This window comes from Roseovarius pacificus (genome assembly GCF_900142665.1).
In the GTDB taxonomy this organism is placed as follows: domain Bacteria; phylum Pseudomonadota; class Alphaproteobacteria; order Rhodobacterales; family Rhodobacteraceae; genus Roseovarius; species Roseovarius pacificus.
Map to the genome: position 1 here is coordinate 349,679 of NZ_FRBR01000002.1, position 12,982 is coordinate 362,660.

12 protein-coding genes and 1 pseudogene are annotated in these 12,982 nt (G+C 60.8%); 8 read left to right on the forward strand and 5 right to left on the reverse strand.

Annotated features, from left to right (window positions below; genetic code table 11):
• Positions 1-2: 2 nt before the first annotated feature.
• Complete coding sequence (locus tag BUB53_RS07255) at positions 3-890, reverse strand: LysR substrate-binding domain-containing protein (protein WP_073034024.1); 888 nt, start codon at positions 888-890, stop codon at positions 3-5.
• 147 nt (positions 891-1,037) lie between these two features.
• On the opposite strand from BUB53_RS07255, the gene BUB53_RS07260 reads away from it, so the two are divergent.
• From BUB53_RS07260 to BUB53_RS07295, 8 genes are all read left to right on the forward strand, one after another.
• On the forward strand, positions 1,038-2,057 hold the full coding sequence (locus BUB53_RS07260) for a dimethylarginine dimethylaminohydrolase family protein (protein ID WP_073034025.1): 1,020 nt from the start codon (positions 1,038-1,040) through the stop codon (positions 2,055-2,057).
• Between the two features lie 50 nt (positions 2,058-2,107).
• A complete protein-coding gene (locus BUB53_RS07265) occupies positions 2,108-3,148 on the forward strand; it encodes a polyamine ABC transporter substrate-binding protein (protein ID WP_073034026.1) in 1,041 nt (346 codons plus the stop codon).
• A 17-nt stretch (positions 3,149-3,165) separates the two neighbouring features.
• Complete coding sequence (locus tag BUB53_RS07270) at positions 3,166-4,233, forward strand: ABC transporter ATP-binding protein (RefSeq protein WP_073034027.1); 1,068 nt, start codon at positions 3,166-3,168, stop codon at positions 4,231-4,233.
• Positions 4,234-4,289: 56 nt separating this feature from the next.
• Positions 4,290-5,192 (forward strand): ABC transporter permease, encoded by a 903-nt coding sequence (locus tag BUB53_RS07275; protein WP_229709477.1) that lies wholly within the window; start codon positions 4,290-4,292, stop codon positions 5,190-5,192.
• Position 5,193: 1 nt separating this feature from the next.
• Positions 5,194-6,003 (forward strand): ABC transporter permease, encoded by an 810-nt coding sequence (locus BUB53_RS07280; protein ID WP_073034028.1) that lies wholly within the window; start codon positions 5,194-5,196, stop codon positions 6,001-6,003.
• Between the two features lie 9 nt (positions 6,004-6,012).
• Positions 6,013-7,320 (forward strand): NAD(P)/FAD-dependent oxidoreductase, encoded by a 1,308-nt coding sequence (locus BUB53_RS07285; RefSeq protein ID WP_073034029.1) that lies wholly within the window; start codon positions 6,013-6,015, stop codon positions 7,318-7,320.
• Positions 7,317-8,588: a M20/M25/M40 family metallo-hydrolase gene (locus BUB53_RS07290; RefSeq protein WP_073034030.1), complete on the forward strand. Its 1,272-nt coding sequence runs from the start codon at positions 7,317-7,319 to the stop codon at positions 8,586-8,588. Before BUB53_RS07285 ends, BUB53_RS07290 begins: the two co-directional genes overlap by 4 nt.
• Before the next feature lie 77 nt (positions 8,589-8,665).
• Positions 8,666-9,874: an NAD(P)/FAD-dependent oxidoreductase gene (locus BUB53_RS07295; protein WP_159437774.1), complete on the forward strand. Its 1,209-nt coding sequence runs from the start codon at positions 8,666-8,668 to the stop codon at positions 9,872-9,874.
• Between the two features lie 6 nt (positions 9,875-9,880).
• On the opposite strand, the gene BUB53_RS07300 is transcribed toward BUB53_RS07295, so the two are convergent.
• The 4 genes and pseudogenes from BUB53_RS07300 to BUB53_RS07315 all read right to left on the reverse strand — a co-directional run.
• Positions 9,881-11,041, reverse strand: a complete 1,161-nt coding sequence (locus BUB53_RS07300; RefSeq protein WP_073034066.1) for a M24 family metallopeptidase — start codon at positions 11,039-11,041, stop codon at positions 9,881-9,883.
• Between the two features lie 263 nt (positions 11,042-11,304).
• A pseudogene (locus BUB53_RS23150) lies at positions 11,305-11,576 on the reverse strand (DDE-type integrase/transposase/recombinase); the annotation flags it as partial.
• Positions 11,577-11,658: 82 nt separating this feature from the next.
• Positions 11,659-12,324 carry a GntR family transcriptional regulator gene (locus BUB53_RS07310; protein WP_073034032.1) on the reverse strand — a complete coding sequence of 222 codons (666 nt, stop codon included), beginning with the start codon at positions 12,322-12,324 and terminating at the stop codon, positions 11,659-11,661.
• A 248-nt stretch (positions 12,325-12,572) separates the two neighbouring features.
• Positions 12,573-12,982, reverse strand: a 410-nt coding sequence (locus BUB53_RS07315) for a putative sulfate exporter family transporter (protein WP_143163159.1), incomplete at its 5' end; no start/stop codon positions are given.

Sequence of the window (12,982 nt, forward strand, 5' to 3'; positions counted from 1 at the left end):
GGTCACGTTTTGTCCGTGCGCTGGATTTCCATGGTCAGCCAGTCGAGGAACGCCCCCTTCGCGCCGGTCAGTGTCTGGTCCGGGGGGGTGACGATATAGTAGGCCTTGCTTTGGCGGCGGATCATCGTTGGCAGGGGGCGCACGAGTTGACCTGACGACAGGTCGTGCTCCATCGTCAGGTCGTCCCCCATGGCGATCCCCAGCCCGTTGCGCACGGCGGTCATGCCGTGGGTGAAGTCCTGAAAGCACAAGGTCCTGCCGACCTGTGAGGGGTCTTTGCCCTGCGACACGAAGAATTCGCGCCAGTGGGCGCCTCCGGGTTCGTCGATCAGTGTGTGCCTGAACAGATCGTCCACACGGCGGATCGGATCGGGACCGTTCAGGAGTTTCGGGCTGCAGACCGGGAAGATTTCGAGTTGCCGCAGCATGCTGATATTCCGGTCGGGCCAGTCCGGTCGTCCGTACAGGATCTCGATATCCGCATTCTGGCTGTTTTCCTGAGTCGCCGACAGCAGGGTGAGCGAGACATTCGGATAGTGCTTCATGAAGGATGGCAGGCGCGGGATCAGCCAGGAATTCGCGAAGCCGGGCATGCATGAGACGATCATGTGGCCTTCGAAGGATTCGTCGCTGAACGTTCGCAAGGCGGCGTCGATTTCGTCGAAGGCTTTGGTGAGGTGGGGAATCAGGCGTTTGCCCTCGGACGTAAGTTCAATCCCGCGTCCGGCACGACGTGTCAGGCCATAGCCGAGGGTTTCTTCGAGTGCCTTGATCTGTTTGCTGATGGCCCCGTGGGTCACGTAGAGTTCCTGCCCGGCAAGTTTCAGGTTGCCCCGCCTGCCAGCGGCCTCGAACGCACGCAGGGCACTGAGGGGAGGCAGTCGGCGCATGAATCTACTCCTGTCGTCGGTTTGTGAACCCGGTAAGTATTTGTGAGAAAAACTCACTAATTGCAGAAAATTACTACCATTGATGGCGAATAATTCACAGCCTACCGTGATCTCAGAACGACGCAACCATTTAGATGGAAGGTCTGCATGGCGCAGTTGGTCAAACCCCAGAAAGACACCCGCGTTTACAACGCGACAATCAAGCTGTTCGGTTCCGAGCCGGACCCCGCCTTTGAGGATCAGGGCCGGATGGAGCGGATCTGGGGGCGCAATTGGGGGTGCGACAGCGATGTCGGTCAGTTGCGCGCGGTTCTGATGCACCGCCCGGGACACGAGTTCGATGTCATCGACCGAAGCAAGGCGATCCCGGAAACCGGGGGGTATGGCGATACGGAAAGCGGCTGGTACTGGCAGAGCCGGGAAATCCCGAAACTCAAAGAGTTGCAGGCCCAGCATGACGCATTGGCCGATGTGTTGCGGGCGGAAGGTGTCGAGGTGATTTATCTCGAAGGCGTCGAAGGGGGGCGCTTCAAGTCGGTCTATACACGGGATTCCTGCATCGCCGTGCCTGGCGGCTGCATCGTCACCCGGCTGGCGCCCCGGATGCGACAGGGTGAGGAACTGCCGGTAACGCGGACACTTGCCCGCGCCGGAGCGCCGATCCTGCGTACGTTGCATGGCCGGTCGATGGCCGAAGGCGGCAGCTTTGCATGGCTGAACAGCAAGACCGCCGTCATCGGGCGCGGAATACGCAACAACGACGAAGGGATCGAACAGATTTCAGACGTGTTGCGGCATATGGGGGTCGACCTGCTGACGGTGGATTTGCGGGGCTATGACATCCATCTGGACGGGCATTTCCTGATGATCGCCCCCGACCTGGCGCTTGTCTGGACTCCGGGCGTGCCCTTCACATTTCTGGAAAAACTCAGGGAACTGAACATTCATACGGTTGAAATGAACGAGAATGACATCCGGTGGATCGTCAACGGGTTGGCGGTCAGCCCCGGACGGGTCATCATGCCCGAAGGGATCAGCCACGAAACGCGTGTGTCGCTTGAGCGATGCGGCGTTGAAATCCTTACAGTCGATTACGACCGGGTGCAGATGAATGGTGGCGGAATCCATTGTTCGACCTCGCCACTGATCCGTGACAGTGTTTCGTAAAGGTATTCAAGCCAACCACTCAAAACCATAAAAACAGGGAGTAATGACAAATGAGTGTAAAACGTAAAATCATAACGGCGACGGCAATCGGTGCGCTGGCCAGCGTGACCACGGGGCCGGCTTTCGCTCAGGAGGCGATCACGATCGCGTCCTGGGGCGGAGCATATCAGGAAGCGCAGCGCAAGGCCTGGTTCGATATCGTCGAAGAGGAACTGGGTATCGAAGTTCTCGAAGACACGACGTCGGGCGCCGCCGATGTGCGGGTGCAGGTCGCGTCCGGCAGCCCGACATGGGACCTTGTGCAGCAGGGCAACTATACCTGCGCGCTTCTGGAAAAAGAGGGCAATGTCGAACCGCTCAGCCCTGAAGTTCTGGCCGTGCCGGGCATCCCCGACAGCATGAAGGGCGACGGCTGGATCGGGAATCTGGTTTATGGCGCGGTGCTGGCCTATAGCGACGAAGCCTATCCGGATGAAAAGCCCGATTCCTGGGTCGATTTCTGGGATACGGAAACCTTCCCTGGCCCGAGATCGCTGCGCCGGTCGCCGGTTTACAATCTCGAGGCCGCGCTGCTGGCGGATGGCGTGCCTGTCGACGAACTGTATCCGCTGGACGTAGATCGGGCGCTGGACAAGCTCAGGGAAATCAAGGACGACGTGATGGTCTGGTGGAGTTCGGGGGCGCAATCGGCCCAAATTCTTCAGGACCGTGAAGTCGATATGGCGATGGTCTGGAATGGTCGGGCGCAATCCATTGCCGATGAAGGTGCGCCTGTCAGCATTACCTTCGATGAGCAGGTCGTTCTGAGCGATTGCTGGATCATTCCCAAGGGCGCCAAGAACAAGGACCTAGCGATGAAGGCGATCGAGGTCATGAGCCGGCCCGAGGTTCAGGCGCGAATTGCGCTGTTCATCAACTACGGTCCCGCCAATCTGGATGCCTTCGACACAGGGGTTATCCCCGAAGATGTCGCCATGGGCCTGCCGAGCCATCCTGACAACGCGGCCAAAGGCTTTGTTCTGGATGCGAAATACTGGGCGGAAAATCTGGATCGCCTGACCCAGGAGTTCGACTTCTTCATCCAGGAGTGAGCTTGATGAAGTCTTCAATGACTGACGCCGGCGCGACATCTGTCGGGCCGGCAGCCCATGCCCCGGATACCGAGCATTCCTTGCCGATCTCCGTGCAGTCGCTGGTCAAGTCCTACGGGGCGTTCCGTGCCCTGGACAATGTCAGCATCGACATTCGCAGCGGTGAGTTCATGACGTTGCTCGGGCCTTCGGGGTCCGGCAAGACGACTTTGCTCATGGTGCTGGCGGGGTTTGTCCGGCCCGATTCCGGATCGGTTACCTTCGGTGAGCGCGAGATATTGCTGTTGCCGCCGCACAAGCGCGATATCGGCATGGTTTTCCAGAACTACGCGCTTTTCCCGCATATGACCGTTGCGGAAAATCTCGCTTATCCGCTGAAACTGCGGCGCGCGGGCAAGGCTGAGATACGAGACCGGGTCGAGCGCGCGCTGGACCTTGTGCAGCTCAGCGGGCTTGGCGGGCGGGGGATTCATGAATTGTCGGGCGGGCAGCGCCAGCGTGTCGCTCTGGCCCGGGCCGTGATCTTCGAGCCGCGCATTTTGCTGATGGATGAACCTCTGTCGGCGCTCGACAAGAACCTGCGCGAGCAGATGCAGATCGAAGTGCGCCGCCTGCATGAGCAACTTGGCATCACGACTGTTTACGTGACCCACGATCAGCGCGAGGCGCTGACCATGTCGGACCGCATCGCCGTGATCAATGACGGCAGGATTCAGCAGGTGGACGAACCGCGGGACCTGTATGAAAAGCCATCGACCTATTTCGTCGCCAATTTCATCGGCGAAACCTACAGCCTGCCGGTCGAGGTGTCTGGCAGCTCTGTCATGCTGTTCGGGCAGCCCATCAAGACGCCGGCCCCCCCGGAACACGGCGACCGGCATCAGGCTTTGATCCTTCGGCCCGAAAACCTGCATGTTTTCGAAGCGGAACCGGACCCCGGTATGAACAGCATGGCGGGCACGGTGCGCCAGCATGTTTTCCAGGGGGACAGCATCGTGACCTACCTGACCGTTGCGGGAGATCGTGAAATCGCCGTGCGCCGCCAGCACCGCAGCGACGAGACCCTGCCCGCGCCGGGCAGCTAGGTTCATCTTGGCTGGCTGGTGCAGGATACGGTCGTGCTTCCCGAGGAGGGGACGTCATGACCGCTCAGGACGTCATGGTTGTCTCGGGCACGGAGCCAAGGAACGAGCGCGCGCTCAGGCGGCAGGCGCGGGGCGAACAGGGGCGGCTGGTGGCCCTGTCCGTGCCGGCGTTCTTTCTGGTCGGGGCGCTTGTTCTTGTGCCGATGGGCTGGCTGTTCTGGCTGTCGGTTTATGGCTCCGACGGGTTTACCGTCGAAAACTACACCCGGCTTTTGCATCCGGCCTACAAGGAAACGCTGATCACGACGTTCGAACTGGCGTTTCTGGTGACGGGGCTTTGCGTTTTGTTGGGGTTTCCGGTGGCGTACATGGCCTCGCAGCTTGGCCCGAGATGGGCCAGCCTTGTCATGCTGTGTGTGCTGTTCCCGTTCTGGACATCGCTTCTGGTGCGGACATATGCGTGGCTTGTCCTGTTGCAACGCCGTGGCGTCATCAATTCGTGGCTCATGGATATGGGGCTGATCGATACACCGCTGAAACTTGTGCACAATTTCACCGGCACGACGATCGGGATGGTGCATATCATGCTGCCATTCCTTGTCTTGCCGCTGTATGCCAGCATGCGAACGATCGACATGGACCTGATGAAAGCTGCGGCCAATCTCGGTGCGTCGCCGGTCAGGGCCTTCTGGGGCATCTATGTGCCGCAAACACTGTCCGGTCTGGGGGCGGGGGTGATCCTTGTCTTTGTGTTGTCGCTTGGCTTTTACGTGACGCCTGCGCTGTTGGGCGGGGGCCGCGTGATGATGTGGGCGATGCAGATCGAACGCTCCATGGCGGTATATGGCGATTGGGGCGCCGCGAGCGCACTGGGTGTTGTCCTGCTTGTCATGACGCTGGGAATCCTTTGGGTGCTGCGCCGTCTGACAGGTGCCTCGGCAGGGTCGGGGGGGCACTGAGATGTTGAGAAAACCCGCGACCGCAACACAGGTGACGCATCTTCAGCGGCTCTGGCTGTATGTCGTTTGCGCGCTTGTCATCATTTTCCTCGTGGCCCCGACGCTGATCGTCATCCCGATGAGTTTTTCGGACTCGCGCTATCTGGAGTTTCCGCCCGAGGCGTGGTCGCTGCGCTGGTACAGGGCCTATCTGGACTCAAGTGAATGGCGGCAGGCGACGGTCGTATCGTTCAAGGTTGCGGGGCTGACGATGGTCGTGGCCACCGTAACCGGAACGCTGGCCGCTTACGGGCTGCATGTCAGCCGGGCGAAAGCGGGGAAATATGTTTCCGTCCTGCTGATATTGCCGATGATCATTCCGGTCATTCTTCTGGCGGTCGGAATTTTCCTGGCCTTTGCGCCTGTCGGGCTGAACTCGACGATCCCCGGACTGGTTCTGGCGCATTCGGTGCTTGCGATCCCTCTGGTGCTGATCACGGTGACTGCGGGAATGCGCAATTTCGATATCAATCAGGAAATGGTCGCGCGTTCGATGGGGGCCTCCCGCCCTTGGGCGTTTCTGACGGTGACACTGCCGCAGATCCGAAATTCGGTAATGTCCGCGGCCCTTCTGGCCTTTATCATTTCACTCGATGAGGTGGTCATCGCGCTTTTGATCGCGGGGGGCGACAAGGCGACTTTGACGCGGCGGATGTTCCTGGCCTTGCGCGATGAGATCGACCCGACGATTGCGGCCATCTCGACCTTGCTGATCGGCCTGTCTGTCGTGTTGCTTGCGCTTTCGCAATTCCTGCAATCGAAGAAGAACTGAGTGTCCAGCATGAGCGACGATCATATCTTTACGGCCGATTTCAAGCCGCAGCCCTTTTGGTGGGACGCCGCGCGCCCGGGGATCGGCGCGCCGGATACCCTGCCCGGGCGTGTGGATGTCTGTATCATCGGCGGTGGCTATGCCGGGCTGTCCTGTGCGCTGGAACTTGCGCGCAACGGCACGAATTGCGCCGTGGTGGATACCAAACGGATCGGGCAGGGGGCCAGTTCCCGAAACGGCGGGCTTGTCTCGGGGGGGCTGAAACATGCCGGTCCCAAGCTGGTCGAGACCGTAGGCGAGGACCGCGCGGCACGATTGCTGACCGAGGCCGCGGGGTCGGTGCCGTTCCTTGACGGCCTGATCGAGCGGGAAGGTATAGATTGCGATTTCGCAAAAGTCGGGCGGTTCTACTGTGCGTGGACACGGCAGGATTACGAAGCCATGGCCCGCAGCACCGAGCAGACGGCGGAACTGACCGGGGCACCGGCCCGTATGGTGCCGCCCGAACGGCAACGCGAGGAAATCGGCAGCGATTACTATCGCGGCGGGCAGGTCGCCGAGGGTGCGGCGACAATCCATCCGGCGAAGTACGTGCGCGGTCTGGCCGAAGCCGCACAACGGGCTGGCGCACAAATGATCGGGCAGACCCATGTGACTGGGATGACACGCGGCCCGGACGGCTGGACAGTCGAGACCGACAGGGGCGTGATCCGCGCCGACAAGGTCATGCTGGGCACGAACGGGTATACCGGGCGGGAGGCCCCATGGTTCCGCCGCCGGGTCGTGCCGGTCGCCAGCTTTCTGATCGCTACCGAGGAAATCCCTGCCGAGCTTGCCAAAGAGTTGGTGCCCAATGCGCGCGGCCTTGCGGATTCGCGCCGTGTACTCAGCTATTTCCGCCTTTCGCCGGACCACAAAAGGGTTCTGTGGGGCGGGCGCGTGGGGACGTCGGCCATGGACCCGCGCGAAAGCGCCAGACGATTGCGCCGTGTCATGACGCGGGTCTGGCCGCAGTTGAACGATGTGCGCATCAGCCATAGCTGGAACGGCAATGTCGCCTTTACCTTCGATTTCATTCCCCATCTGGGCGAACACGAGGGCGTGCACTATGCCCTTGGCTGTCAGGGCAGCGGTGTCGCGATGCAGACATGGATGGGCTATCAGGTGGCACGCATGATGCTGCGCGGTAATAGCGAAAGCGCATTTGCCGAGGGCAATTTTCCCACCATGACCGGCTATCGGGGCAACCCCTGGGTGCTGCCGCTTATCCTGATGTGGTTCCGTTTGCGTGATCAGATCGACCGGAGGCTGTTATGACCGCGAAACACGAAAAAGGCCGCGAGAAAATCCTGACCTGGCTGGACGAGGAGAGGGAGGACATCGTCGGCCTTCTCAAAGCGTTCCTGCGTGCGCCGTCCCCCAACCCACCGGGGAATACGCTGGTGGCGGCCAGGGTGGTGCGTGACTATCTGGATTCGTGCGGTCTTGAACACCGCGTGATCGACCCGCATCCTGAAATGCCCAATATCGTGGCCAGTTTCGACGGGGAATCACCCGGACGGCATCTTGTTCTCAATGGGCATATCGACGTTTTCCCGGTGCCCGATGATCGCCACGGATGGACACATGATCCCTGGGGCGGGGAAGAGGCCGATGGCCGTATTTACGGGCGTGGCGCCTGTGACATGAAACCGGGAACGACGGCCTCGATCATCACGTATTGCCTGCTGCATCGCCTGCAAGCAGACCTTTGCGGGCGGCTGACGCTGACATGCGTGTCTGACGAGGAAACATTCGGGCCCTGGGGCGCACGATACCTGATGGAACACCATCCCGAGGTGCATGGGGACTGTCTTTTGAATGGCGAGCCGGGCGGGCCCGAGTCCATTCGCTTTGGTGAACGCGGACCGCTTTGGGTGGAGTTCACCGTGCGGGCAAAAGGCGCCCACGGGGCCTATGTTCATGCGACCGAAAGCGCGACCAAGATCGCCATGGCCGTGGCGCGTGATCTTGAGGAGCTGACAGAACTGGAAGGGGAACTGCCGCACAATGTGGCCAGTGCGGTCGATGCGGGCCGGCCTGTGATGGACAGGATGATGGGCGCGGGTGCGGGAGACCTCGTGTCACGCGTGACACTGAATATCGGGCTGATCGAAGGCGGCGAGAAGGCAAACATGATCCCTTCCGAGTGCCGCTTTACCGCGGATTTGCGCCTGCCGGTCGGGATGGACAAATCCGACCTGTTGCCCAGGCTCGCCGAGATCGCCGAACGCTATCCCGGTGTCGAGTGGCAAGAGGTCGGCGGGGACGCCCCATCCTGGTGTGACCCTCATCACGAGATGGTCGCCATCCTGCAACGAAACGTCGAAGCCTTCGGGCGCCCGAAGCCGACCCCGATCGTGAGCCTTGGGGGAACCGATGCGCGTTTGTGGCGTCACAACGGGGTTCCCGCCTATGTGTACGGGCCTTATCCGCACGGTATGGGATCGCATGACGAACACGTGGACATTGAGGAATTCCTGCATGTCGTGCGGACCCATGTTCTTTCGGCGTGGGATTACCTGAGTATCGAAACACGGGAATGAACGCGGCAGTTCCATCGAATTCCCTTTGGGAGGCAACGGCGACGCCGGCCCCTGCATCTGCTTCGCAAGACGGACATATGCGTACAGAGGTGGTTGTGGTCGGTGGCGGGTTCTGCGGGCTGTCCTGTGCGTTGCACCTTGCGCTAAACGGTGCCGATACGGTGTTACTGGAGGCACAGTCGCCCGGTTGGGGCGCGTCTGGCAGGAATGGCGGGCAGCTGATCCCCTGTTTCAAGGCCGATCCGGAGGACTTGATTGAAAGGCTGGGGCCGGATCTTGGGGGCGCCATGGCCGATCTGGGCGCAGGGGCCGGGGATCTGGTTGCCGGGCTGATCGAGCGATACGGGATCGATTGCGGCTTCCATCGCGACGGGTGGATACTGGGGGTGCATTCGAACGCCGCTCTTCCGGCGGTCAGGGAGCGGGCCCGGCAGTGGAAAGAACGCGGGCGCGATATACGGCTGCTGGGGCGTGAGGAGGTCGCGGCGCTGACGGGCTGCGATCGGTATGTGGCGGGCTATCTTGACCCGACGGGCGGGGGGCTGAACCCCTTGTCGCTTGCAAGAGGGCTGGCGGCGGCGGCGCAGGAGATGGGTGCGCGTCTTTATACCGACAGCCCGGCGTTAAGTATCGAGACGGACGGCAAGGGCTGGAAGGTCAAAACCGGGCGGGGAGTGGTGCAATGCGATCAGGTCGTGGTGGCGACCGGCGCGTATTCAGGCAATCTGATCCCCGAGCTCAGGCGGAGCATTCTGCCGATGCAATCCTTGCAGATCGCCACGGAACCCTTGCCGGAACCCCTGCGTAAAACCATCCTGCCCAAGGGCCATGTGGTCAGCGATACCCGGCGTCTTTTGACCTATTTCCGCATGAATGAAGAAGGAAGGCTGGTTTTCGGGGGGCGTGGCTCTACCGGCGGCGAAAACATGAAATCCGCGCATCTTGTCAGGCTTGAGGCCGCCATGCGCGGTTGTTTTCCGCAGATCGGGACTATTCCGGTGACATATCGATGGGCCGGGCAGGTCGACCTGACACCTGAACGCGCCCTGCGGGTCCATTGCCCCAAACCCGGGCTTTGGGCGGTTATCGGGTTCAGCGGGCGCGGGGTGGCGATTGCCCCCGCTGTGGGCAAGGCGCTGGCGTCCGCTGTCATGGTGCGGGATGCCCGGCACCTGCCGCTTCCGCTGTCGCCGGTTCGGCCTGTTCCGTTTCACGGCCTGCGCCGCCCGGCCATGGCGCTTGCCGTCGGCTGGTCATGGTTGCGCGACCGGATAGAGGGTGTCTGAGAACACTCAGCGATTTATGAGTTCCAGCGGCAGGCGGCTGAGGACCTCGGGTGTCTGTCCCTCTTCTCGTGTCAGGATGGTGTAGCCTGCCGACATCGCCAGATTGCGGGGGCCATCGACCAGGATCGCGTGCAGGAACAGGATCATCCCGGGGCGGATCAGGGTGTCGTTTCCGGAATGGATCATCGGCGGCACATCCATCCACGACGGCGAATAGGTCGCGCCAAGAGAATAGCCACAGGCCGACAGCCGGGCATGATTGTAGCCCGCGTTGTCGAAGGTGGCGCGATGCGCATCGTCGATCTGCCCGATGGTGTTTCCACTGCGCGCGGCGTCCGTCATGGCCAGTATCGCATCTTTGGTTGCTGAAAACATGTCGCGATGCCGATCGCCCGGCGTGCCGATGGTCAGCGTGCGCATCAGGCAGGCGCAGTAATGCCGGTAGCTGCCCGCATGTTCGATGGTCAACTGATCGACATCATCGAGATGCCGGTAGCCTGTGGCGCTGCGGACCAGAAGGGCGCGATCACCCGAGCCCAGTACGGGGCCGGATGGCGGCATGTCGCCGCCGCCCTCGAGAATGGGGGCGATGCCTGCGGCTGCGATCTTGCCTTCGAAAACGCCGGGACCGGCTGTTTCAACCATCGCTTCCAGAGACTGATCGGCCAGTTCCGCGGCTTTGCGGACGTATTCGATTTCGGCTTCGGACTTGATCAGCCGCAATTCCCGTACAAGGTAGGAGGCATCGACCAGAACGCACCAGCCATCGAGCCTGCGGCGCAGAAGGTCGTGGTTGTCGCCTGTCAGGCCGAAGCTGCGCAGTTCGAGACCGATTTTTTTGCCCGCAAGCCCTTTTTCCGCAAGGATGTCCTGCAATTCCCGGGTCGGGTCAGCCCCCGGGGCATCGAACCACAAACGAATGTCTTCGATGATCGAGGTGCGGCGCGCCTGTTCGAGGTCCGGCTTGCGGGTCAGAAGAACGACCGGATCGTCGTTTGCAGTCACCAGGGCGCATTGAAAGAAGACGAACCCCTTGGTGTCGAACCCGGTCAGGTAGTAGTGGCTTTCCTGCGAAAATACGAGCAGCGCATCAAGCCCGTCCCGCCGCATGAGCGCGCGCGCTTCCTTCAGCCTGCCGTCGAATTCGGAACGTTCGAAATGTATCATTTTTTGACCTTTTTCCATTTGCCTGCATGAAAATTTCCACTTTTCGGTCAGCGTGCCAGAACGCGTCAAAGTGGTGACGTCAGGCCTGAAAACTTTGTACAGAATGCAACAAGGTCATGCGATGTTTTATTTGCGTTTTGCCGTTGCCGGGGGCTGTTTCGGACAGGCGGCTGCTCATTGTATCGGCGAGCGCTTTCAGATCAGCGTAATCGGGCTGCCAGACGAATTCAAAGCAGTCTCAGCAAGGGCAGGGTCGCTGCCCCTTATCTCATGCAAAGACCGCGCCACTCGGCGAGAGCGGCGGCGCGGTTCAGCTTGAAATTTGACGTTGAGCAGAGGCTGCGCTCCGAGTTGAACAGATTGTGGACTGAGACATGGACGGCGGCAGAATTTCTGCAGACTTCGCAGCCGCCGAAAGCGTCATGGCGCGTTCTCATCGTCGGAACGGCGGGTACGAATTCTCGGTGCGATTGTTCATCCAGCGGTCCGTCATCTGTCGATCAAACTTGCCGATGTCTTTCATGACGGCAGGGTAGGGCGGCACTAATGCAGCCTCACCCCGATTTCTTCTGACACTGCCGTTTCGTGGCGGTCGGTCCCGACATCGCCACGGTGAGTCAAATCAGATAGTTCTTGTAGTCCGAGAACCAGCGGCGGGCGCTGCGGATATTGTCGCGTTTGAGCTGCTCGGCGCGTTCGGCCTCGCCGTTGATCATGGCTTCTATGACTTTCTGGTGCTCTTCCAGCGCGGCGCTGGCGCGGCCCGGAACCAGAACCAACCGATGGACCAGCATCCGGGTGCGATCGTAAAGCGTGTCCAGGCTTTGGGCGAGTATCTCGTTTCGGGCCTCTTGCACGGTCCGTCGCCGGAAGTCGTGCACGGCCTCGACATAGTAGTTCAGGTTGTTCTTTTCCAAAGCGCTCCGGGCAGGCGCGCCAAAGCGTTCGCGGAAAACGTCCCATGTTTCCTTAGGCGCATTCTGGGTCGCCAGCCGGACGGCCAGCGCCTCCAGCACCTCGCGCACGTCGAAAAGCGACTCGACCTGTTCGGCGCTCAGGCGCGTGACCATGGCGCCCTGATTGCGAATCCGCTCGATCAGGCCGCGTTCCTCCAGGATGCCGAAGGCTTCTCTCAGACGAGGGCGGGAAATGCCGAATTCTTCGGCAAGGGCGGTTTCGCGGAGCTTGGCGCCTGGCGGGAGGTCGTGGTCCACGATCTGCTGGCGCAGGGCATCTACGATCTCATCGACCGTCATCGTCGTTTTCTCTGCCGTTCGCGCCATTTGCGATACTCCTGTCTGACGAGGGTGCGTTAAAGAAGGGCGTTCTGGATGGTAGTCAATATTGTTGTCATTTTCCAGCGATCTAGTGGAGAGCCAAGCTCGGTGCAATGCTTCATAGTCGTCTCGTGGAGCGCTCTCCGTTGGCGCTCGCATGCCAAGAGTGTTTCACGGCGCAGTCGTGGGGCGGATGGTGAAATCAGCCGCATCGGCCAGTTGTGCAGTCCTTTCCATCCGGCGAGGCACGGCATCTAAAGCCACAGGATCAAGGCCAGCCCGAAAACTGAAATGAAAATCCAGCCAATGGCGCCCAGAAGCAACGGGCGCAACCCTTTCAGGTGCAATTTGGCTAGATCGGTTTCCAGCCCCATCGCGGCCAGCGCCATTGTCAGCAGGAAAGCTGTCCAGGTTGCGATCTGTCGGGTGATCTCGGCGGGGATCGACAGGACGGAATTGACCAGGACGACCGCCGCAAACCCAAAGACGAACCATGGCATAGGGACAGAGCCCTCAGCGTCTTGCCCGGCGCGCGTGCGGGTGGCCAAGGCGCCCAATGTCAGAATGAACGGCCATGCTCCCGGTTTTCCAGAGTCGACGGCATATGGATACCCCTGCCGGAGAACATCCTTCTCGTTTTCGCCCTCACTTTGGAATTCAAATA